The 21,280-nt window shown below is 71.3% G+C and carries 25 protein-coding genes; 10 read left to right on the top strand and 15 right to left on the bottom strand.

Features of this window, described 5'->3' with window-relative positions; all coding sequences use genetic code 11:
- The first annotated feature begins 115 nt into the window (after window positions 1-115).
- Window positions 116-1,156: an endo-1,4-beta-xylanase gene (locus ABGB18_RS20300; RefSeq protein ID WP_347697106.1), complete on the top strand. Its 1,041-nt coding sequence runs from the start codon at window positions 116-118 to the stop codon at window positions 1,154-1,156.
- Between the two features lie 127 nt (window positions 1,157-1,283).
- Here the strand turns inward: ABGB18_RS20300 and ABGB18_RS20295 are convergent, their stop codons facing one another.
- The 4 genes from ABGB18_RS20295 to ABGB18_RS20280 all read right to left on the bottom strand — a co-directional run bounded on the left by ABGB18_RS20295 (window position 1,284) and on the right by ABGB18_RS20280 (window position 4,612).
- Window positions 1,284-2,051, bottom strand: coding sequence for an alpha/beta hydrolase (locus ABGB18_RS20295; protein WP_347697105.1), 768 nt, complete (start codon window positions 2,049-2,051; stop codon window positions 1,284-1,286).
- Between the two features lie 170 nt (window positions 2,052-2,221).
- Window positions 2,222-2,686 carry a (2Fe-2S)-binding protein gene (locus tag ABGB18_RS20290; protein WP_347697104.1) on the bottom strand — a complete coding sequence of 155 codons (465 nt, stop codon included), beginning with the start codon at window positions 2,684-2,686 and terminating at the stop codon, window positions 2,222-2,224.
- Between the two features lie 60 nt (window positions 2,687-2,746).
- Window positions 2,747-3,631, bottom strand: coding sequence for an FAD binding domain-containing protein (locus tag ABGB18_RS20285; RefSeq protein WP_347697103.1), 885 nt, complete (start codon window positions 3,629-3,631; stop codon window positions 2,747-2,749).
- 78 nt (window positions 3,632-3,709) lie between these two features.
- The gene (locus tag ABGB18_RS20280) at window positions 3,710-4,612 is read right to left on the bottom strand and encodes a helix-turn-helix transcriptional regulator (protein ID WP_347697102.1); all 903 of its coding nucleotides are present in this window, start codon (window positions 4,610-4,612) and stop codon (window positions 3,710-3,712) included.
- Between the two features lie 202 nt (window positions 4,613-4,814).
- On the opposite strand from ABGB18_RS20280, the gene ABGB18_RS20275 reads away from it, so the two are divergent.
- Window positions 4,815-6,245, top strand: coding sequence for a HAMP domain-containing sensor histidine kinase (locus tag ABGB18_RS20275; protein WP_347697101.1), 1,431 nt, complete (start codon window positions 4,815-4,817; stop codon window positions 6,243-6,245).
- A gap of 362 nt (window positions 6,246-6,607) precedes the next feature.
- Here ABGB18_RS20275 and ABGB18_RS20270 read toward each other — a convergent pair whose 3' ends face one another.
- From ABGB18_RS20270 to ABGB18_RS20255, 4 genes are all read right to left on the bottom strand, one after another.
- Complete coding sequence (locus ABGB18_RS20270; protein WP_347697100.1) at window positions 6,608-7,993, bottom strand: TROVE domain-containing protein; 1,386 nt, start codon at window positions 7,991-7,993, stop codon at window positions 6,608-6,610.
- A 149-nt stretch (window positions 7,994-8,142) separates the two neighbouring features.
- The gene (locus ABGB18_RS20265) at window positions 8,143-8,793 is read right to left on the bottom strand and encodes a class I SAM-dependent methyltransferase (protein WP_347697099.1); all 651 of its coding nucleotides are present in this window, start codon (window positions 8,791-8,793) and stop codon (window positions 8,143-8,145) included.
- Window positions 8,794-9,078: 285 nt separating this feature from the next.
- On the bottom strand, window positions 9,079-9,918 hold the full coding sequence (locus ABGB18_RS20260) for a metallophosphoesterase (protein WP_347697258.1): 840 nt from the start codon (window positions 9,916-9,918) through the stop codon (window positions 9,079-9,081).
- Window positions 9,919-9,949: 31 nt separating this feature from the next.
- On the bottom strand, window positions 9,950-10,792 hold the full coding sequence (locus ABGB18_RS20255; protein ID WP_347697098.1) for a glycerophosphodiester phosphodiesterase family protein: 843 nt from the start codon (window positions 10,790-10,792) through the stop codon (window positions 9,950-9,952).
- Between the two features lie 399 nt (window positions 10,793-11,191).
- Here ABGB18_RS20255 and ABGB18_RS20250 point away from each other — a divergent pair, with 399 nt between their 5' ends.
- Entirely contained in the window at window positions 11,192-11,479 is a 288-nt protein-coding gene (locus ABGB18_RS20250) for a hypothetical protein (RefSeq protein WP_347697097.1), read from the top strand.
- A gap of 66 nt (window positions 11,480-11,545) precedes the next feature.
- On the opposite strand, the gene ABGB18_RS20245 is transcribed toward ABGB18_RS20250, so the two are convergent.
- Window positions 11,546-12,514, bottom strand: a complete 969-nt coding sequence (locus ABGB18_RS20245) for an NlpC/P60 family protein (protein ID WP_347697096.1) — start codon at window positions 12,512-12,514, stop codon at window positions 11,546-11,548.
- A gap of 122 nt (window positions 12,515-12,636) precedes the next feature.
- Window positions 12,637-14,046, bottom strand: coding sequence for an MFS transporter (locus ABGB18_RS20240; protein WP_347697095.1), 1,410 nt, complete (start codon window positions 14,044-14,046; stop codon window positions 12,637-12,639).
- Window positions 14,047-14,260: 214 nt separating this feature from the next.
- Here ABGB18_RS20240 and ABGB18_RS20235 point away from each other — a divergent pair, with 214 nt between their 5' ends.
- Window positions 14,261-14,470: a heavy metal-associated domain-containing protein gene (locus ABGB18_RS20235; protein ID WP_347697094.1), complete on the top strand. Its 210-nt coding sequence runs from the start codon at window positions 14,261-14,263 to the stop codon at window positions 14,468-14,470.
- On the opposite strand, the gene ABGB18_RS20230 is transcribed toward ABGB18_RS20235, so the two are convergent.
- A complete protein-coding gene (locus ABGB18_RS20230; RefSeq protein WP_347697093.1) occupies window positions 14,449-14,622 on the bottom strand; it encodes a hypothetical protein in 174 nt (57 codons plus the stop codon). The genes ABGB18_RS20235 and ABGB18_RS20230 overlap by 22 nt on opposite strands.
- Between ABGB18_RS20230 and ABGB18_RS20225 the strand changes: the two genes are divergently transcribed.
- Window positions 14,621-15,211, top strand: coding sequence for a DUF305 domain-containing protein (locus ABGB18_RS20225; protein WP_347697092.1), 591 nt, complete (start codon window positions 14,621-14,623; stop codon window positions 15,209-15,211). The genes ABGB18_RS20230 and ABGB18_RS20225 overlap by 2 nt on opposite strands.
- 123 nt (window positions 15,212-15,334) lie before the next feature.
- Window positions 15,335-16,177 carry a universal stress protein gene (locus tag ABGB18_RS20220; protein WP_347697091.1) on the top strand — a complete coding sequence of 281 codons (843 nt, stop codon included), beginning with the start codon at window positions 15,335-15,337 and terminating at the stop codon, window positions 16,175-16,177.
- Between the two features lie 90 nt (window positions 16,178-16,267).
- Here the strand turns inward: ABGB18_RS20220 and ABGB18_RS20215 are convergent, their stop codons facing one another.
- Window positions 16,268-16,909 carry a response regulator transcription factor gene (locus ABGB18_RS20215; protein WP_347697090.1) on the bottom strand — a complete coding sequence of 214 codons (642 nt, stop codon included), beginning with the start codon at window positions 16,907-16,909 and terminating at the stop codon, window positions 16,268-16,270.
- A 248-nt stretch (window positions 16,910-17,157) separates the two neighbouring features.
- On the opposite strand from ABGB18_RS20215, the gene ABGB18_RS20210 reads away from it, so the two are divergent.
- Window positions 17,158-17,589: a calmodulin-binding protein gene (locus tag ABGB18_RS20210; protein ID WP_347697089.1), complete on the top strand. Its 432-nt coding sequence runs from the start codon at window positions 17,158-17,160 to the stop codon at window positions 17,587-17,589.
- 150 nt (window positions 17,590-17,739) lie between these two features.
- On the opposite strand, the gene ABGB18_RS20205 is transcribed toward ABGB18_RS20210, so the two are convergent.
- Window positions 17,740-18,525: a GntR family transcriptional regulator gene (locus ABGB18_RS20205; protein WP_347697088.1), complete on the bottom strand. Its 786-nt coding sequence runs from the start codon at window positions 18,523-18,525 to the stop codon at window positions 17,740-17,742.
- Window positions 18,526-18,744: 219 nt separating this feature from the next.
- Between ABGB18_RS20205 and ABGB18_RS20200 the strand changes: the two genes are divergently transcribed.
- Window positions 18,745-18,918: a hypothetical protein gene (locus ABGB18_RS20200; RefSeq protein WP_347697087.1), complete on the top strand. Its 174-nt coding sequence runs from the start codon at window positions 18,745-18,747 to the stop codon at window positions 18,916-18,918.
- Between the two features lie 63 nt (window positions 18,919-18,981).
- Here the strand turns inward: ABGB18_RS20200 and ABGB18_RS20195 are convergent, their stop codons facing one another.
- The gene (locus ABGB18_RS20195; RefSeq protein ID WP_347697086.1) at window positions 18,982-20,058 is read right to left on the bottom strand and encodes an acetamidase/formamidase family protein; all 1,077 of its coding nucleotides are present in this window, start codon (window positions 20,056-20,058) and stop codon (window positions 18,982-18,984) included.
- A gap of 138 nt (window positions 20,059-20,196) precedes the next feature.
- Between ABGB18_RS20195 and ABGB18_RS20190 the strand changes: the two genes are divergently transcribed.
- Window positions 20,197-20,448 carry a hypothetical protein gene (locus ABGB18_RS20190; protein WP_347697085.1) on the top strand — a complete coding sequence of 84 codons (252 nt, stop codon included), beginning with the start codon at window positions 20,197-20,199 and terminating at the stop codon, window positions 20,446-20,448.
- Window positions 20,449-20,534: 86 nt separating this feature from the next.
- Window positions 20,535-20,873, top strand: a complete 339-nt coding sequence (locus tag ABGB18_RS20185; RefSeq protein ID WP_347697084.1) for a metalloregulator ArsR/SmtB family transcription factor — start codon at window positions 20,535-20,537, stop codon at window positions 20,871-20,873.
- A gap of 18 nt (window positions 20,874-20,891) precedes the next feature.
- On the opposite strand, the gene ABGB18_RS20180 is transcribed toward ABGB18_RS20185, so the two are convergent.
- Window positions 20,892-21,260: a hypothetical protein gene (locus ABGB18_RS20180; RefSeq protein WP_347697083.1), complete on the bottom strand. Its 369-nt coding sequence runs from the start codon at window positions 21,258-21,260 to the stop codon at window positions 20,892-20,894.
- Window positions 21,261-21,280: the final 20 nt, after the last annotated feature.

Below are 21,280 nucleotides of genomic sequence, written 5' to 3'. Positions count from 1 at the left end.
GCGGAAAGTAACTGGGTTGACCGGAAGGTCGGCAGCGCTTACGTTTCCGGCGACCCGTGAAATTATCGCAATCGCCTCGAAACTTTCGGAGGCGTGTCGGCATCGGAGGTCACCGGTGAAGCCCCTCATCATCGCCCTGGCGCTCGTCCTCGCCGCCCCACTCCCCGCCTACGCCCACCCGCGCACCCCCCGTGACCTGCGGGAGCTGGCGCACCAGCAGGGCATCAGGATCGGCACCGCCGTCGACATCGCCGCCCTGCGCGGCGAGGCCGACTACCGCAAGGTGCTCAACCGCGAGTTCACCCACCTCACCGCCGAGAACGCGATGAAGTGGGAGTCCGTCGAACCGGAGCGCGGCGAGTACACCTGGAGCGACGCCGACACCCTGGTCGAGAACGCGCAACGCAACCGGCAGCGCGTACGCGGCCACACCCTGGTCTGGCACAACCAGTTGCCCGCCTGGCTGACCACCGGCGTCGCCGACGGCACGATCGACGACCGCGAGCTCAGGGACATCCTGCGCGACCACATCACCACCCAGGTGCGCCGCTACAAGGGCAAGATCAGGGCCTGGGACGTGGTCAACGAGGTGGTGGAGGAGGACGGCACGATGCGGCAGAGCCTCTGGCTCACCCACCTCGGCCCCGGCTACATCGCCGACGCCTTCCGCTGGGCGCACCGCGCCGACCCGCACGCCAAGCTCTTCATCAACGACTACAACCTGGAGTGGAACGCGCCCAAGATCGAGACCACGCTCTCCATCGTCAAGGACCTCCAGGCACGCGGCGTGCCGATCCACGGCATCGGCTTCCAGGGGCACCTCGGCATCCAGTACGACTACCCGGGCGACTGGGCGAACGTCATGCGCCGCTTCGCCGACCTGGGCCTGGAGGTCGCGATCACGGAGCTAGACGTGCGCATGGTGCTCCCGGTGACCGAGGAGAAGCTCGCCACCCAGGCCGACTACTACCGCCGCGCGCTCACCGACTGCCTCAGCGTGGAGGCCTGCCGCGAGCTGACCGTCTGGGGCTTCACCGACCGCCACTCGTGGGTGCCCGGCTGGTTCGAGGGGGAGGGCTCCGCCTGCCTGCTCGACGAGAACCTGGCCGCCAAGCCCGCCTACCGGGCACTCCTGGCGGTCAAGACCCCTCGCTGAGCGCCTTCCCCGAGCGTCGCCGGCGTAGCCGTGCGTGCCGTGACCCACCCGGCCTGGGCCGCCTCACCCGGCCTGGGCCCTGCCGTGACCCGCCCGGCCGCAAAGCCCGGCCGGGTGGGTCGGTGGCTCATCGGAGTGCCGAGGTCCAGCCGGGAAGGCCGGGGATCGGGCCCGGGAGCGGTTGTGCCTGCGGGGTGCGCAGCGTGCTCAGCTCGGCCGGCGGGATGGCCGGGCACTTCGTGTCCTTGGCGGGCACCGCCAAGGACGTCAGGTACGCGTCGAACGCGGCCGTCGGGCACTCGCCGCGACCGTAGATCCCGTGCCCCCCGCCCTCGTAGGTGAGCAGCCTGGCCTCACGCCCGATCTGCCGCGCCGTGCCGACCGCCCACGAGTAGGGCGTGGCCGGGTCGTGCAGGGCGTTGCCCAGCAGCAGCGTGGGCGTGCCCGCCACGCGCAGGTGGTGCTGCGGGTTCGCGATCGGGGCGGGGGTGCCGAGGCACGCCGCCGTGATCGAGTGGGCCAGCGGGCTGATCAGCATGTCCGGCGCGATCGCGGCCGCCCTGCGCAGGTGCTGCGCGTAGTCGCGGTAGTCGCGGATCGGCAGCAGGTAGTCCTGGCAGAAGACCTGGGTGGGATCGTTGATCACCTGCTCGGCCTGCGGCGTGAGGATCGCCCGAGCCGTCGGCCCGCCCGGGTTGATCACCAGAGCGCCCATCCTGGCGGTGGGATCGGTGGCCTGGCGCCGGGCGACCGCCAGCTCGATCGTCTCCCCGCGGGGCTTGTTCCAGTCGACGGGCACGGTCAGCGTGCCGCACTCGGCCGTGGGGTCCTCGGGGCAGGGCGCCCAGGAGATGCCGCGCGTGCTCGCCGCTGCGGCCGGAGCGACGGCGGTCAAAGGAGTGATGAGGGCGAGGAGAAGGGGGAGAACTAACGCCGATCTTCGCATCTGCGTCCAATCATCGGGAAATCCCGATCATGGACTGAATGCGCAAAAGGAGCATCCGACTAGAGGAGGATATTCGGTCATGTCCGGATGTTGACTTCGGTTACTTGTCAGGCGAGTTGTCAGAGCGACCGGGCGACCCGCTGCGCGGCCCGGCGGATGCCGGCATAGCCGGTGCAGCGGCACAGGTTGGAGGAGAGCACCGCGTCCAGCCGCCGCTCGTCCCGGCCCAGCTCGGGATCGGCGGCCAGGGCTCCGGCGAGCAGCATGAGGAAGCCCGGCGTGCAGAACCCGCACTGCAGCGCGTGCTCGGCGGCGAACGCCTCCTGTAGCGGGTGCGGTGTGTCCCCGTCGGCGAGCCCCTCGACGGTCCGCACCTCGGTCCCCTGCGCCTGCACGGCCAGCATCAGGCAGGAGCGTACGGCGGTGCCACCGACCAGCACCGTGCACGAGCCGCACACGCCGTGCTCGCAGCCGAGCGTGGTGCCGGTCAGGCCGAGCCCGTCGCGCAGCGCGTCGGCCAGGCTGGTACGCGGTTCGACGTCCAGGCTGTGCGCCTCGCCGTTGACGGTCAGGTCGACGTTCATGGGTCTCCCGCCAGGGTGTCGGTTCGGTTCATGGGTCTCCCGCCAGGACGTCGGTTCCGTTCATGAGCCACTCGCGAGGTCGTGGGTGCCGTTCCCGACGGCGCGGGCGAGGCAGCGTCGTACCAGGACGCCCAGGGCGTGCCGCCGGTAGGCGGCGGGCGTGTGCGGCTCGTCCGCCGGATCCGCCTCCGCCGCCGCCCGCGCGGCGGCCTCGGCCAGCAGCTCCGGGCTCGGCAGCTCGCCGGTGAGCACGCGCTCGGCCTCGATGGCGCGCAGCGGGACGTCGGCGGCGTTCACCAGCCCGATGCGGACCCATCCCACCCGGCCCCCGGTCAGACGCAGGACGACCATGGCGGCCGCGAGGGCGAAGCTGGCATGGGTACGGCGGTGCTCGGCGAACGCGGCGGTCGCGCCGGCCGGCGGGCGGGGCAGGCGGACGCCGGTGACCAGCTCGTCCGGCGCGCAGGCGGTGGCGAAGGCCCCCCGGAACCAGGCGTCGGCGGGCACCGACCGCATCCCGGCCGGGCCGCGCAGCTCGATCTCCGCGCCCATCGCCGTGGCCAGCGCGCACCACTCGGCCGCCGGGTGCGCCCAGGCGATGCTGCCGGCGAAGGTGCCCCTGGCACGGATGGGCGGGTGGGCGACGTACGGGGCGACCAGGCGGAAGAGGTCGGCCAGGGGGTCGTCGAAGCCGGGCCGCTCCAGTTGCGCGTGCCGTACCAGGGCGCCGAGGTGGACGGAGTTGTCGGCGACGGCGATCTCGGACAGCCCGGGGACGCGGTTCAGGTCCACCAGCAGGGCCGGGCGCGCGGTCCGGTAGCGCAACTCGATGAGCAGGCTCTGGCCCCCGGCCAGTACGCGGCTCTCCGGCCCCCGTTGGGCCAGCACGGCCACCGCCTCATCCACGGAGGCGGGCGCCACATAGTCGAATTGTACTGGTTTCATGAAAGCCGTCCCACGGATTCCGATATTCCGGTTGGTACCGAAAGCTGGGGACTCCAAACCTCGGGTGCCGCGCCGGTGTCAGCGGCGGCTGGTGCGGCGCGCCGGCCTCTCGGCGGCGGGCGCCGGGTCTTCCGTGGCAACCTTCGCGTCGGTGCCGGAACGGGAGACGGCGATGCTGCCGAGCAGGCGCAGGGCCTCCTCGGAGGGGCTGCCCGCCTGCGGCAGCAGGGTGATGAGCTGCAGGCCCGGCGAGCTGTTCACCGAGAAGGTCTCGACGGTCATGCTGAGGTCGCCGACGGCTGGGTGGCGCATCCGCTTGACCTCCCTGGCCTTGCTGGAGACGTCGTGGCGGGCCCACAGCCGGCGGAAGTCCGGGCTCTTGACCGACAGCTCCCCGACGAGCTCGGTCAGACGGGGGTCGTCGAGGTCGGCGCCCATGGCGGCGCGCAGGTTGGCGACCTTGGAGCGGGCCGAGCGCTCCCAGTCCGGGTAGAACTGGCGGGCCGCCGGGTCAAGGAAGATCATCCGGAGCAGGTTGTCGCGGTGCTGGAGGCCGTCGTACAGGGCGTCGGCCATGGAGTTGACGGCCAGCACGTTCATCAGGCGGTCGCACAGCAGGGCCGGGGTGTCGGGCCAGCCCTCGATCAGGCGGAGCAGGTCGGGGCTGATCCGCTCGCGCCGGGCGTACGCGCGGCGCGGGTGCAGCATCGGATGGGCGAGCCGGTACATGTGCGCGGCGGCCTCGGGGCTGAGGTCGAGAACCTGGGCGAGCGACTCCAGCACCCGCTCGGAGGGGTGGCGTTCCCTGCCCTGCTCCAGGCGGATGTAGTAGTCGGTGCTGACATGAGCCAGCATGGCCACCTCCTCGCGCCGCAGCCCGGGGGTGCGGCGGTGGCCCACGTCGAGAAGTCCGGCCTGCGTGGGCGAGGTGGCTTCCCGCCGGGCGCGGAGGAACTCTCCCAGGAGCTTGTTCTCGTCCATCAGCACAAGATATGTCCGATTTTTAGTGCCCGGGTGGCCGTGACACTCCCTGTCAAGCTCTCTGGTCAAGTCCTGGCGAGGATGCGGGTCCCTAGGTGTTCTACGGCCACCTTGCCGAACATTTCCCGACATACGGTGACGAAATGGATAGAAGTCGGCGGCCTGATGACCCGGCTGCCGACGTGGAAAGGAAACCACCACAGTGATCCGCTACCCCCGATCCATTCGTGGGCGCTCCACCGTCGCGACGTCGCTGCTGGCGCTGGCCATCCTGGCCGTGCTCGGCATCACCGGCTGTCTCGCCATCCGCTACGCCCTCGGCGAACACGTCTACGTCCAGGCCGAGCACGAGGCCGGTGAGTGGACCACCGTGGCCCGTACGACCCCGCCCGGCGCGCTGCGTGACCCGCTGCCAGTCTTCGCCGAGATCAACCTGGTCCAGATCGTGGACTCCCACGGCGCCGTCCTGGCCGCCAGCCCCGACGCCCACGGCCTGCCCGCGCTCAGCCAGGTCCGGCCCGCCCCGGACGACCCGGTGCAACGCCTGTCCGACGGGCGGCACATGGTCGTGGCGATCCGCTCGGGCCCCACCCCCGACGCCCCGATCGTGCTGGCCGGCCTGGCCGTCCCCATGCTGCTGCGCGGGCACCACCTGGAACTCCTCCTGGGCGCCCTGGCCCTCCTTCTGACCGCCTGCGCCGGCGCCATCACCTGGGTGGCCATCGGCCGCGCGCTGCGCCCCGTCGAAGCCGTCCGCGCCCACATGGCGCAGATCACCCTGAACGACCTGAGCCGCCGGATGCCCATCCCGCCCGGCGAGGACGAGATCGCCGACCTCGTCCGTACCGCCAACCACACCCTCGCCCGCCTCGACGAGGCCGTCGCCCAGCAGCGCCGCTTCGCCGCCACCACCTCCCACGAGCTGCGCAACCCCATCGCCGGGCTACGTGCCCAACTGGAGGACGCCCTGGAGCATCCCGAGGACACCGACGCCCGCCAGACCCTGCGCACGGCCCTGAACACCACCGACCGCCTCGACGCGATCATCGGCGACCTGCTCGCCCAGGCCCGTCTGCGCGCCGACAGCCCGCACGAGCTCGTCAACCTCAACGAGCTCATCGCCCAGGAGACCAACCGGACCAACGCCACCCACACGCACGACGACACCGGCGGGCACGACGGCAGCCGGCCCGGGGTGCCGGTGCGGTTCCGGGCGGACGGCGACGTGTGGGTCTGCGGCTCGTCCATCCAGCTCATCCGCGCCCTGGCCAACCTCGTCGGCAACGCCCGCCGGCACGCCGCCACCGGCGTGGACATCACCCTCACCGCCACCGGAGGCCAGGCCGTCATCGCCGTCACCGACGACGGCCCCGGCATCGCGCCCGGCGACCGCCAGCGCGTCTTCGAGCGCTTCACCCGCCTCGACGACGGCCGCCGCCTCGACTCCGGCGGCAGCGGCCTGGGCCTGGCCATCACCCGCGACATCGCCGCCGGGCACCGCGGCACCCTCACCCTGGAGGACTCGCCCACGGGCGCCCGATTCGTCCTGCGCATTCCCCAGCTCGACCCCCACGACGACGGCGCGGACCACGACCCGGATCTCGCTCGTACGACAGAGGAGGCGAGGACCTAGATCACCGCCGAACGTCGGGCGGCGACGTGCCCGCCGACGCCACGGCGGTGGGCGAGATCGCGGTCCGCGGCAACGACGTCATGCTCGGCTACCCCCGCGCGATCCGGCGGCGACACGCTGGTCGGCGAGGCGGAGCTCATCGAGCACGTCAGGGAGCGGCTGGCGCACTTCAAGGCGCCCAAGGCGGTGTTCTTCGGCGAGCTGCCGAAGAGCTCGACGGCAAGATCCAGAAGACCGTGCTCAGGGAACGGGCGGCCGCCAGGAAGTGACGGCCCGGGCCGCGCGGTCCGCCCACGGTCGTGCCCGAACGGTCGTGCCCGAACGGTCGCGACCGTTCGTGGCAGGCCGGTGACGAAGCCGGGTCAGAACGGCCAGTTCGCCGTGCGGGCCATCTCCACGTGCGGAATAGCGGCGAACCAGCCGCAGGACGGCTCGGTGATGACGTGCTCGTGGCCGGGGACCGTGACGGCCTGAGCGGCCTGGGCCGCCGCGTCCGGATGGGTGAGCACCACGATCCGGTCGTGGTCGTCCAGCCACCGCCGCACCACGGCCGCCGCGTCGGCGCGACCGCCCACGGGGCCGAACCGGTCCACCGTCTCCCGGATGGGACCGGCCGGGACGCGCCGCTGGGCCGTACCGAACTCGACCAGATCCACCGAGGCCCCCCGGGCGGCGAGCGCCGCGCCGAACACGGCGGCGGCCTCGGCGCGCGTCAGCGGGGCGCACTCGGCGGGGCCGGCCATCAGGTCGGTGCGGTCCACCAGCACGAGCGTGCGGCCGGGCAGCGCGGGCACGTTGACGGCGGACAGCTCGACCGCCGCGCGCAGCGCCCGCGTCCAGCGCGAGTCCGGCACCGCGCGCAGGGCGGCGAAGATCTCCAAGGGGCTGACCCCGGCCCTGATCACCGACGACGGCTCGGCCAGCTCCCGCACCACCTGCCGGGCGGACTCCTCGGGCAGCCCGTCGCGCTCGAAGTCGGCCAGGTGCGCGAGCCGGTCCCGGTAGGGCATCGCCGGCAGCACGGCGGCCCAGGCGGGACCGGTCATGCGGCCGAGCAGCCAGCGCTCGACGGTGGGCCATGGCATGGCGGCGCGGGACAGGCGGTCGGCGGCGTCGGGGCGTTCGAGCAGGAGGGCACGGCGTTCGGCGGGCACCCAGTACATCGACCGGCGGGCCCGCAACAGCACCAGCGACTCGGGAATGCCGCGCACGGTGCCGCGCCTGCGCGCGACGGCGTGCCGGAAGACGTCCGCCTGGACGGCGTCGTGGGTGACCGGATGGGTGAGCGCGAGCACGTCGGCGAAGCGCAGCACGGCCCCCGGACTGTCGTACGTGGCCAGCGCCCGCTCGTCGTAGAGCCGTACGACGGCGTCGGCCACGCCCCGCTTGACCGGCTTGGGCACGGCCCGCCCGAACTGGGTCAGCCAGTAGTGCAGCAGCTCGCCCGGCTCGTCGGCCCGCCGCAGGGCCCGGTCGATGATCCGGCGGGTGCCCTTCTGTCCCGCCTCCAGCCGGGCGTGGACCAGCTCGGCGGTGGCCGCCAGCCGCAGCCGGTCGAGCGACGCGTGGCGGGCCATCCAGGGCAGCAGCCTGGTCAGCCACGGGTCGTCTGCGGTCGCCAGCCGCTCCACCAGGTCGGCGAACCGGTCGGTGGGGATCCGGGCCTCGACGTCGGCCAGCGCGCGGGCGACGAGCAGGAAGACCTCCTTCCTGGCCGTGTCCAAGCTGGTCGTGGTGCCGGCACGCATGATGGTTCGACTCCCTTTCTCATGAGCTTTCCACCTGGTTGAGGTCTCCCGAGACCAGAATCCGGATCGACCGCGCCGATCCGGCGAGCGGGAGGGGCGTGCGGCGTGCCCCGTCCCCGCCCGGCGAATGCGCACCGGGAGACATCGGACTATGCGGCGGCGTGGGCGCTGCCGATGACGTGGGAGACGCGCCAGCGGGTGAAGCGGTCGAGGCGGTCGATGGTGAATCCGGCCCCTTCCAGGGCGGTGACCAGGTCACGGGCCGGGTGGCAGCCGCCGCACACGCGGGCCCACACCGGGGTCATCATCTCCTCGGCCAGCGCCAGGACCGGGTGGGCCGAGCGCGGGTGCTCGTGGAAGCGCAGCTCACCGCCCGGCCGCAGCGCCCGGCGGACCTGGTCGAGGGCCTCGTCCAGGCGGGGCGCGCAGCAGAGCGCGAGCGAGCAGATCACCGTGTCGTACGAGCCGCTCTCGACGGGCAGCCGCGAGGCGTCCCCGTCGAGGATCCGCACCGGGACGGGCACGTCCTCGGCCACCAGCCGGGCCGCGGCGCGCAGGAACGGGTCGGACTCCACCAGGACGATCTCCTCGCAGGTGGCGGGGTAGCAGGTCAGCTTGACGCCGTCGCCCGCACCGAGCTCCAGCACCCGCCCGGACAGGCCCTCCATGAGCTGCCGCCGCTGCGGTGTCATCATGCCGCCGCAGCGGACCGGGCGGGGGTGGTGGAACTGCTCCATGCCCCAGCCCACCCCGTCCCGGATCTCGGCCGGGATGCTGGGCTGCGGAACGTGCACGACCATGGCTCCTCCTGAGTGCTGCCTCTCCAGCGTGCGGCACCCGGGCACCCGGTCGGCACCATCCCTACACGATCCCTACGGCGGCGCCGCCGATCGCCACGTTTCCTTGACGTTCCGGTGGATTCCGCGCCATGCGCCCGGCCGGCGCCCCGGGCTCGTGGCGCGTCCCATCGCCACGGAGCCGGTCTTCGCGCTGCTGCGATGGGCGAGCGGGTCGTGCGGTGGTACGCGACGGCGGGCGACCTCAGCCCCGCCTACGCCAGGTGGCGCGACCGAGCTCGAACCTGATCAGGTCGCGTCCGGGAAGACCGGTTTGGGCAGGACGGGAGGGTGGGGCCGGGCGCCCCATTCGCGCGGGTAGCCGAGGGAGACCTCCTCGAACCGCACCCCGTCGGCCCAGATCGTCCGCGGGATGTGCAGATGGCCGTAGATGACCACGGAGGCGTTGAAGCGACGGTGCCAGTCGTGCGTCAGCTCGGTGCCGCACCACTGGGCGAACTGGGGATAGCGCAGCACCAGGGTGGGTTCGCGGGTCAGCGGCCAGTGGTTGATCAGCACGGTCGGCAGCTCGGGATCGCGGGCCGCCAGCCGCCGCTCCGACTCGCGCACCCGGGCCAGGCACCAGTCCTGCCTGCTCGGATGAGGATCCGGGTGCAGGAAGAACTCGTCGGTGCAGACCACGCCGCTCTCCTCGGCCCACTCCCGCGCCTGCTCCCGGGACATCCCGGCCGGGCGGAACGTGTAGTCGTACAGCAGGAAGAGCGGTGCGATGGTGGCGGGGCCGCCCGCGCCGGTCCAGACGGGGTAAGGGTCCTCCGGGGTCAGCACCCCGATGCGGCGGCACATCTCCACCAGGTGCTGATAGCGGGCCTCGCCGCGTAAGCCCGTGGGGTCGTCGGCCGGTGTCCACAGGTCGTGGTTGCCCGGCGTCCACACGACCACGGCGAAGCGCTCCTTGAGCAGCGTCAGCGCCCACTCGATGTCCGCGGTCCGTTCCCCGGTGTCGCCGGCGACCAGCAGCCAGTCGCCGTCCGACTCCGGGCGGAGGGCCTCGACGATCTCGCGGTTCTCCGCATAGGCCACGTGCAGGTCGCTGACCGCCCAGAGCCGTTCCTGGCGCTTCCGCAATCCGATCACCGTTCGATGGTAACGGCCTCGCTCACCAAGCCTCCCGTTTGATCGCGTCCAGGTGGTCGGGCCGGTTGGTCATGATGCCGTCCACACCGTACGAGATCAGGCGGCGCAGCACGGTCGGCCGGTTCGCCGTCCCGGAATAGACGTACATGCCCTGCCTGTGCACCGCGTCCACGTACTCGGCCGTGAGATCCTTGTGCGGCAGGCTGATGCCCTTGGCGTACTCGGCCAGCTCGGGGAGCCGGTCGGTGGGCGGCTTGCCGAGCAGTGCGATCGGGATGTGCGGCATGAGGGAGTGGAAGGTCCGCATCGACTGCCAGTCGAACGCCTGCACCGCCAGCCGCTTGTTGCTCCACCACGGCCGGGTGTCCTCCAGCTCGGCCGCCACCAGCCGGTCGATGTCCCGGTTGGCGGGGAAGTGCTTGATCTCCAGCAGCAGCCCGATCCTGCTGTTGCTCGTCGCCCGCAGGGCCTGTTCGAGGGTGGGCACCCGCTCGCCGCGATAGCGCGGGGAGAACCAGGATCCGGCGTCCAGCCGCCTGATCTCCGCCAGCGTGAAGTCGGACACCCGCCACGGGGACCGCCCGGGGAAGACGTCCTCGACGTCGGTGGTGCGGTTCAGCGTCTGGTCGTGGATCAGCACGAGGTGGTGATCCTTGGTCTGCTGGATGTCGAACTCGCACGTGTCGGCGCCCTGGACCTGGGCCAGCGCGCAGGCCGCGATGGTGTTCTCGGGCGCGAAGGAGGCGCCGCCGCGATGGGCGATGTTGTCGACCTCCGTCGAGGCGGAGGCGGTCGCCGTCATGACGGCCAGCGCGGTCAGAGTGGTCAGGATGACGGTGACGGCGGCACCGAACTGTCGGTACATGTCCCTCCTCGGGCTGGCCCTGTGCCTGAAGCCCGAACCTGACAACTGTGTCTTATGTCGAGCTAAGTAGAGACGTGCCCGCGAATGCCAGCAAAGACGGATTTGATGTCGGCGTGTCGCAGACGTCCGCACGAACTTTTTGCCACGGGGGAAGGACGGCTTGAGCGGTCGTCCCCGGGCCGCCACCCGCGATCATGTGGGGTCCCCGGGCCGCCACGGTGGACCTGCCCTTCGATGACGGCGAGCTCGCCGGATACCGCGCCGACAAGGTCTACCACCAGCTCGACGACCCGGCCAGTGCGCTGCGCGAGGCGCGGCGGGTGCTGGCCGCCGGCGGACGCGCACTTCTGATCGGCCAGGACTGGGACACCCTCGTGATCGGACCTCACCAGGACGATCGTGCACGCGCGGGCCGACCTCATCCAGGCTCCGCGAGCCGCCCGCCGGTATCGCAACCTCCTGCTCGACGCGGGTTTCCACGACGTCACGGTGGAGGTGCCGACCGCCGTGTTCACCGACGCGACGATGCTGCCCATGCTGTCGGGGATGGCCGAGGCGGCACGGGAGGCGGGTGCGATCGCCGGGGAACAGGCCGCGGCCTGGATCGCCGACCAGGAGGAGCGGCCCCGGTCGGGGCGGACCTTCCTGGCGCTGCCGCTCTTCGTCGCGGCCGGCCGACGGGAGTGACGGCCGCCAGGCGGATGCGGCGGTAATTGCGGTCGGTCGCGCCGACCTGGTGGATGCGGTGGGTGGTTACGGACGGATCGCGCCGACCAGGCGGTTGCGCCAGTAGTCGTCGAGGTCCACGATCTTGATGACGTCGCCGGTCTGTGGCGCGTGCACCATCTTGCCGTCACCGGCGTACATGCCCATGTGCCCCAGGCCCTTGCTGAAGAGCAGGTCCCCGGGCTGGATGGCGTCCAGCGGGATCCGGCGGCCGGCGCCCCAGCTCCACTGGGTCCAGGTCGTCCGGGGGATCGAGACGCCCGCCGCGCGCCAGGCCGCCTGGGTCAGGCCGGAGCAGTCGAAGGAGCCCGGCCCGGTGCCCCCGAACCGGTAGGGCTTGCCCACCTGGGCGAAGGCGAACTCCAGCGCCGTACGGGCGTTGCCGGAGGCCGGGCCGCTGTACTCGATGCCAGGGCTGTCGGGATCGCCGGTCCGGAAGACGCCCAGCCGCCGCGCCAGCTTGGTCTGCTCCTTGATGAGCTTGTCGATCTCCGCCTGCTCGCCGCGGATCTTGTCACGCGCGTCGTCGGCCTCCGTGAGGACCTCCTTGGCGTCGTTGCGGCGGTCGCGCAGGTCCTTGGTGGCCGCCTGGAAGGCACGCAGCTTCGCGGCTCTGGCCTCGGCGAGCTGCTCCAGGGTGGCCAGGCCGCTCAGGGTCGCCTCGGGCTCGCCCTGGAAGGCGAAGCGCTGCCAGCCCGCGTACGCGTTGGACTGGTAGTCGCTGACCGCGACCTCGACGAGGTCCTCGCGGAGGGCGTCGGCCGCCGCGCCCTGGCGGCCGACCTCGGCGTTGAGCATGTCGTACTTCTTCTTCGCCTTCTTGTAGGTCTCCGTGGCCTGGTTGTAGCGCTCGACCACCTGGTCGGCCCGCTCGTTCAGCTTCACCAGCCGGGCCCTGGCCTGGGCGGGCGAGGGGTCGGCGACGGCGGGAGCGGGGTTGGCGAGCGTCAACGCCAGCGCCACGGTCAACGCTGTTCCCCCAAGCCTCGTCGGCACGGCCACCACGATGCCTCCTCGTCTCTCCGACCCGGGCGTTCACGGCGCCTGATGGTCAGGACCGGCACGTACGCCGCGTACGTGCCGTCCGTCTGGAGATACGCGGGGCGGGCCCGGGGTGTTCAGCCGTCGGAGGCGGCGGGTACGGCCGCGCGGCCGCGCAGGGTGGCCGCGGCGAGCAGGGCGCCGGCCAGGGCGATGCCGGCGGCTCCGACGAAGGCGGAGGAGAAGCCGCTGGTCAGCGCGGGCAGGTCGCCGAGCTGGTCGGAGCCGTTGGCGGCGGCCACGGCGGTCATGGCGGCCAGGCCGAGCGCCGAGCCGACCTGGTAGCTGGTGTTGACGATGCCCGAGGCCAGGCCACCCTCCTCGGGGCGGGCGGCGGAGATGGCGGTGCCGAGGGAGGGGATGAAGGCCAGCGACATGCCGAGCGCGGCTACCAGGCTGGCGGGCAGGACGTCCACCGCGAAACTGCCGTCCGGGCTGACCAGCGACAGCCAGGCCATGCCCGCGGCGAGCAGTACCAGGCCGGTGACGGTCACGGCCTTGGGACCGAGGCGGCCGATGGCCCGCGGCGCCAGGACGATCATTCCGATCATGATGAGCACGGTCATGGGCAGCAGCGCGGCGCCGCTGGGGAAGGCGCTGTAGCCGAGGACCTGCTGCAGGTAGAGGTTGAGGAAGAACCACATCGGGATCCACGCCCCGCCCAGCAGCAACTGGGTCAGGTTGGCCGCGGAGAGGTCGGGGGCGCGGAAGATCGACAGCCGCATCAGCGGTTCGCGGCGGCGGGCCTGGATGGCGACGAACGCGGCCAGCAGCGCCACGGCGGCGGCCAGCACGATCCACGTCTGGGCGGAGCCCCAGCCCACCTCCGGCGCGCGGACGATGGCGAAGACGGCGGCGCCGAGACCGAGGGTGACGGTCAGCGTGCCGAGCACGTCGATGGAGCCGCGCCGGGCTTGTGCGGCGGGCATCAGCGGGCCGGTGGCCAGCAGCGCGACCAGGGCGATCGGGATGTTGATGTAGAACACCCAGGGCCAGCTCAGGTATTCGGTGATCACGCCACCGAGGAACACCCCGGCGGTGCCACCCGCGGGCGCGGCGGCGCCGTACAGGGCCAGGGCCCTGGTGAGCTCTCCGGGGTTGTGGCCGAACAGCATCATCAGCAGGGTGAGCGCGGACGGCGCGATGAGGGCGGCGCCGACGCCCTGGACGGCGCGGCCGGTCAGCTCGACCCACACCTCGGGGGCGACACCGGCGATCAGCGAGCCGGCGAGCAGGATGATCCAGCCGGCACCGAACAGGCGGCGGGCGCCGAACAGGTCCGACAGGCGGCCGCCGAGCAGCAGGAGACCGCCGAAGGCCACGACGTAGGCGTTGAAGACCCAGGACAGGTTCTCCTGGGAGAAGCCGAGGTCCTCCTGGATGCGGGGGAGGGCCACGCCGATGATCGACGTGTCCATGATGACGATGAACTGGGCCAGCGCGATCAGGGCCAGGGCCGTCCAACGCCGTGGGGATGGTGCGGACATGGTGACTACTCCAAGCGTCTCATGTACCCCTGTGGGGTATACGAGACGCTAATCAATACCACCCAGGGGTATATGTCAAGCCCGGGTCGAGCCACACCGGCCGTGATGCCGGGTCTCACATACGGGTACGGGGTATAGGTGGCCCTGGATGCCCACCCGGGTATACGTTCGGGTCGGATAATACCCATAGGGGGTATTTATGGAGGGAGTCGGCATGGGCGGCGCGATCTATACCGTCAGCGGGATGACCTGTGAACATTGCGTGGGCAGCGTGCGGTCCGAAGTGGGCAGGATCGACGGTGTCACGGACGTCGAGGTCGAACTGGCCACCGGCAGGGTGACGGTGACCGGAAGCGGGCCCGTTGACGAGGCCCTCGTGCGCGACGCCGTGACGGAGGCGGGCTACGAGCCGGTCTCCGCCTGACCGGAGCGTCCGGAGGCGGCGACGGCCGCCGCCGGACCGGCCATGCGCATCTCGGCCGGTGACCACGGCGGACGGGCTCCGAGGCCGTCCGTGACCAGGCCGGCGTCTCCTACGATCGAGAGACCGAGCACCATGCGCATCAACCGCACCATGTCCATCACCGTTGCCGCGACGGCGCTCGCCCTGCTCACCGCCTGCGGCGGGAACGGCGGCGACCCCGTGGCGGGGCACGAGGGGATCAGCGGCGGCTCGACCGCCACCACCCCCGCGACCGCCACGCCGACCGCGGCCTTCAACGACGCGGACGTCACGTTCACGCAGATGATGATCCCGCACCACGAGCAGGCGGTCGAGATGGCCGACCTGGCACCGGCCCGCGCGAGCGATCCGGAGGTCAAGAAGCTCGCCGCGCGGATCAAGGCGGCCCAGCAGGCGGAGATCCGGACCATGAAGGGCTGGCTGGCCGCGTGGGGCAAACCCATGCCGTCCGGCCGGATGGGGCACGACATGCCCGGCATGGCGTCGGAGCAGGACATGAAGCAGCTCGCCGCCGCCAAAGGGCCGAAATTCGACAAGCTGTTCGCCCAACGCATGATCGCCCACCACAAGGGCGCGATCGAGATGGCCCGCACCGAGCAGGCCGATGGTTCGAACCCGCAGGCCAGGGAGCTGGCCACAACGATCGAGAGCACCCAGCAGGCCGAGGTGGGACAGCTCCAGAAGATCCTCGCCCGGCTCTGACCCCGACCACCGCTGGTCGAACGCCTGAACAGGGTCTTTCGGCCCTGGCACGACCGACCTCCGGCCCTGCCCGCGGCCGGCGCCGGCGAGGTCCCCTGGGAGTGTGGGGAAAGGAGGCAGGCCATGATCATCGTAGGAGTGGACGGCTCCATGGCCTCGCGGGCCGCGGTGGAATGGGCGGCCAACGACGCCTTCCGGATGCGGGTCCCGTTGCGGATCGTGCACGTCGTGGACCGCTCGCCGTACCAGATCGGCAGATATCCCAGCATCGACCTGGCTGACACGCTACGCGAAGAGGGGACGAAGGTCCTGCGCGAGGCGGAGGAACTCGCCCGGGAGCGGCAGCCCGAGGTCGAGGTGCTGGCGCAGATCGAGGAGGGCCCGACCGCGGCGGTCCTGCGCGAGCAGGCCAAGGACGCCACCGAGATCGTGCTCGGGAGCCGCGGGCTGGGCGGGTTCACCGGTGCGCTGCTGGGGTCGGTCAGCACGCACGTGGCCGGCCACGCCCACTGCCCGGTCGTGGTGGTGCGGGGCGAGCGGCGGCCGGTGCAGGGCGAGGTCGTGGTCGGGGTGGACGACTCGCCGGAGTGCGAGCCGGCCCTGGCCTACGCCTTCGAGCAGGCGAGCCTGCGCGGCAGCACGTTGCGCATGCTGTACGCCTGGCAGCTCCCGGTGCACGCCTTCGCGCCGGAGATCGTGTACGACATGGACGAGGTACGGGCGGCGCAACGGCGGGTCGTGCACGACCGGCTGACGGCCTTCGCCGAGAAGTATCCGCAGGTGAAGGTGGTCGAGGACATCCAGTCCGGGCACCCGGTGGACGCGCTCACCGCCACCTGCGACAAGGCGGACCTGCTGGTGGTGGGCTCGCACGGACGCGGCACCATGGGCTCGCTGCTGCTCGGCTCGGTCAGCCGCGGCGTCCTGCACCACGCCCGCTGCCCGGTCGCGGTGGTCCGCACCTGAGAAAGCCCGGGCCGGCGTACGCGGTCTGAGCGTGCGGAAACTCAGGCCGGCGTACGCGCGTGCGGAAACCCGGGCCGGCGTACGCGGCCGTCATTCGCGGCGGCCGGCGCGCAACCGGGCGGCGAGCGCGGCGGCCTGGGTGCGGCGCTGCATGTGGAGCTTGGCGAGCAGGTGGGACACATAGTTCTTGACCGTCTTCTCGGCCAGGAACATGCGCTCCCCGATCTGCCGGTTGGTCAGCCCCTCGCCGATCAGGTCGAGGATGTGCCGCTCCTGCTCCGACAGCCCGGCCAGGGGATCCTTCCCGGCGGCCTGCTCGCGTACCAGCCGCAGCATGGTGGCCGTGGACTCCGGGTCGAGCAGGGACTGCCCGGAGGCGACCGTGCGGATCGCCTCGACCAGGTCGGAGCCGTGGATCCGGTTGAGCACGTAGCCGGCGGCTCCCGCCGTCACGGCGTGGATCAGCGCGTTCTCGTCGGTGTGCGCGGTCAGGATCAGGCAGGCCGGCCCGGGCACCCGCGCGCGGACCTCGCGGCACACGTCCGCGCCGCTGCCGTCGGGCAGCTGTATGTCGAGCACCACCACGTCGGGCGCCGCCGCCGGGATGCGGGCCAGCGCCGACTCCGCGGTGTCCGCCTCGCCGACGACCTCCATGTCGTCCTCGGCCGTCAGCAGCGCCGCCACGCCCCGCCGTACGAGCTCATGGGCGTCGAGGAGGAACACACGAATCATGCCTGCGACGCTATCGAGCGATCACGCGGCGGTCGCGGTCCGGCATGCCCGCTTCACCAGGGCTTTCCCGGCGCGCGGGGACCGGTGACCAAGCGCTGGTAAACGCCTTTCTCCTCCAGCACGCGCCCTGCGCGGTGGTGGTCGAGGAACCCCTGACGTTTGGGACTGTCACTATGAGTAATCAATCCCTACAGTGTGTGACCGTTGGCCGTAGACGACGGCCCATCGGCACTGGAGGTGCATCCCCCATGCGCATGATCCCCGCCAAGGTCGCAGCAGCCCTGTCGGCGTTCGCGCTGCTCGCCCTGACCGTCCCGGCACCCGTCCAGGCGGTATCCGCCACCTACTTCGAGTTCACCGACATCACCAGGGAGCGGTTCGTCGTCCAGCTCACCAATCCTGACCGGATCCAGCACGCCCGCGACCTGCTCAGCGGTGCCACCACGGACCGGCCCCACCTCCTCGGGCGGATCATCAAGCGCTCCGCGCCCTACAACCCGCGCTGGAGCTACCACCTGAACTCCGACACGGTCGACTTCTTCGACGTCGCGATCGAAGTCTGTGACGCGACCATCCCCTACGTCGAGGACCACCTGGACGAGGCCGGCGGGGCGTTCCTGCCCGGCCTCGTCTGGTGCCCGTGGACCTCGCGTCTCGTACGCGAACTGCCGGCGTCCTGACCCCTGCCGGGCTCCTGTGAGGAGTCACTAACCTGGCCGTCGGGGGCCCTGCGATCGGCCGCCGACGGCACGTACTGTGCGGCGGGAGGGGGTGTCCGCGTTGTGGCGTCTCACCCGATGTCCGGACACCCCCTCCCGCCGACAGCGTTGTCATGGTGCGGTCGGCGCTCTCCTGGTCAGCACCTGGCGCTTCTGCCGGACCTTGTAACGCAGCCGCCAGCGATCGCCTGGCAGGACGACGACCGCGAGGTCCACGACCTGTCCGCGGGCGTTCTCGGCGACCCGGAACAGCACGAACACTGGCATGTGCGAGGGGATGTCCAGCTCCTCCGCTTCTTCGGGGGTCGGCATCCGGCAGTCGATGTATTCGTCGGCGTCGACCACCTCATGACCGGCCTCCGCCAGCCTGGCCCAGATGCCGCCCGGACCCGTGTCCTGGGCCAGCACCGCCTCGCCGCGGTCCTTGAACAGATAGAGAGGCATGAAGCTGGTGGCCAGCGAGACGGGGCTGTCGTCCACCACATAGACGCGCCGCCGGAAGATCAGGCGCATGTTGGTGCCGAAGCACTTGACCATCTCCTCCTCGTGGACCTGCGCCGTACGGGTGCCCGTCGTGATGGACAGCACCTGAAGCTCCCGCGTGTCGATGTCGGCCAACATGAACAGGTGCTCGGAGTCGCGTTCGAGCCGCTTGATCCCGTCCCGGAGGAACTTCTTGCGTGTCTTCCTGACCCGGCTGCCGCGCTTGGGGACGCGGTCGATGAGCCCTTCCTGGCGCAACTGGTTGAGCGCGCGTTGCGCGGTGCCCTGGGACACCCCGTACTGCTCGGCGAGAGCCTCCTCGCCGGGCAGCAGATCGGTCGGCTGATCGGCGTCGTCCCGCAGCGCGTTGTTGCGAATCGCGTCGCGTAGGTCGTCGGCGATGCGCCCGTACATCGGGCGCTTCCGCGGTTTTGCACGACTTGCCGTCACGGATGGGGGCTCCACTTTTCCTCTGCAGAAGATGGCTGGCTCCGATGGTAACCCTGTCGGCCGATTTCACCAGTCTCCGGGACGACATCAACATGACCTGTATGGATATGGACCGGTCTGCTGTGGCTGTGGTCCTCTGGATGCCCACCATCAGATTTCTGTATAGAAATGACAGCGGACACTATGAATGATCCGGCGCCGACAACCCCCCTGCCTCCGGAGCCGCCGCGGGAGCGTGGCCGCCTCCTGCAGTTGGTCTTCTCCTCCACGGTGATCATCGTTGTCGTGGTCTGGCCCGACCTGATCCCCGTGGTCACTGTGATCCTGGCCCTGCTGGGCCTGCACCGCTCGTTCTGAGCGCACAAAACAGACCGCCGCGCGATCGCTGCGGATCGGGCGGCGGTGGGTGCGGGTGGCCGGTCAGTGCCAGGGCAGCAGGGACTTGGGGATGTAGGCCACGATGACCTTGTTCCCGTCCACCGCCTCGGCGACGACGAAGTCGATCGCGATGCTGCACAACGCGTACGCGTCGGCGCTCGTCAACGCCCCCTGGCTGACCTCCACCAGGTGGCCGACCGCCTCCTTGACGGCGATCTCCAGTGCGACGTCGAGGTCGGCGTCGATTCCCATGCACCAGAAATACTCGTCGCTCTCGGCGCGCGGCCATTCCAGGCTCGCGCCCTTGCGGACGACGAACTGCGCGGTGACCGCCATCGAGTGCTCGACGGCGGTCTGGTCGACTTCGCCGTGGCCCTGCGCGCCGTGCGTGTCGCCGGTGTAGAACATGGCCCCCGGCTGGAAGACCGGCAGGTACAGCGTCGTGCCGGCGACGAGGTCGCGGAAGTCCAGGTTGCCGCCCCACCGGTCCGGCGGGTTCGCGGAGACGAAGCCGGCCGACGTGGGCGGCGCGACCCCCATGATCCCCGCGAACGGCTTGAACGGGACCTTGATGCCGTGCCCGAACGAGTAGTGGCTGCCCGATGCGTCCAGCCACAGCAGGCGGGTCGAGGCCTCGTCCAGCAGGTCGCCGCAGACTCCCCGGCCCGGCCCGGTGCTGTTCACGCCGTACGGGACGCGCGGCGTGACGTCCAGGATGCGGATCTCCAGGACGTCTCCGGGCTCGGCCCCCCTGACCTGGATCGGGCCGATGAGGACGTGCCCGGTGGAGCCGGCCGGGCGCGGGTTCTTCGCCACCTCGGCCAGTTCGGGCAACACCTGGCCGGCCGGTACGCCCAGGGCCTCGAAGTAGGCGACCGGCCCTTCGGGCTCCGACACTCCGGACTGGTTCACGGCGTCGATCCTGACGACCGTCCCGGAGTCCACGGTCAGCACCGGCGCGCGGTCGGTGGGGAAGTAGCCCCAGATCGCGGTCTCCTGGGTGGTCGCGAGCACGACGGGCTCCGGGTCGCTCTGTCGCGACGCGGCCGCCTCGGACGGCACGGGGGTGCCGAGGGCTCGCAGCGTGGCCGGGCGGTCGGGGAACTCGGGCGATCTCACGTCAGTCGGTCTCCGGCGGAAGGGAAGAACGTCAGGAGTCGGACCGCGGCGTGTTTCGTCACGATCTTATCCTGTTTATACCTTGTCGCGGCTGCATGGCACGCTCAGGGGAGGCTTCTGAGCGTCAAGGAGGCTTCGGTGCAGAACTCTCAGTTGCCGTGCCTGGACGAGCACGCGACGACCATCGCGGCCGACGTCCACGACGTCTGGCCGGTCCTGGCCGAGGCCGTGAACCGGGCCTTCTCCGGGGCCGGCCGCCCGACCCGGCTACGCCCGTGCCGTGGCTGGACGGGTGGCCTCTACCGGCTGCTCGTCATCGGCACGCGCGGGCACGTGGTCCTCCTGCGGCGCTTGCTGACCGGCATCAGACGCCGGTCCGAGCCGTCGTGAGAGCGCTGGAACGAGCGCTCGGGGACACATAACCAACTTCCCGGACAGGGAGTCACTGATCGTCGATCAGTCCCTAAACTGGCTTGGTGCAGCACCCCGTTACCCGGCTGACCGATCCTGACGAGACCCCCCGCAGCGCCGCCGAACCCCTCTCGCGATCGGAGGCCGAGCGGCTCGCCGGGGCGCTGAAGACGGTCGCGGACCCCACCCGTCTGCAGTTGCTCAGCATGATCAGCGGCAGCGTGACCGGCGAGGCCTGCGTCTGCGATCTCACCGCCCCGCTGGGCCTGACCCAGCCCACCGTCAGCCACCACCTCAAGATCCTCGTGGACGCCGGGCTGCTGACCCGCGAGAAGCGCGGCAAGTGGGCCTGGTACGCCATCGTCCCCGAACGCCTCGACGCGCTACGCGGCCTGATCCCCTGACCGCCACCGGGCGGGCTGCTAACCGGGCAGGTGGCGGACCTTGCGGGCCTGGGCCTCGATGAGCTGGGCCACCTGGCGGGGGTGCCTCAGGTCGGCGCTGTGGTCACGCCCGGGCATCACCACCCGCTCGGCGTCCGGCATGACCCGCCCGATGGCGTCCAGGCGTTCGGGGAGGTGCGCCGGGCTGCGGTCGCCGCTGAGGAGCACGGTCGGCACGGTGATCCGGGCGTAGGTGTCCAGGCGGACGCCGAGCCGGTCCAGTGCTTCGAGGGAGTCGAGCTGGCACGGCGCGAGCCGGCGGAATCTCGGGACGAGGGCGGAGACCCTCCCCGCCAGCCAGGACTGCCAGGCCGGCAGCCCGACCGTGTCCCGCAGGAAGATCGTCATTTCTCTAGCATTGCTAGAGT

Origin of the sequence: Nonomuraea sp. B12E4, from assembly GCF_039871825.1 — a bacterium.
In the GTDB taxonomy this organism is placed as follows: Bacteria; Actinomycetota; Actinomycetes; order Streptosporangiales; family Streptosporangiaceae; genus Nonomuraea.
Note: the sequence above shows the minus strand (reverse complement) of the source record. Positions and strands in the feature narration are given on the sequence as shown.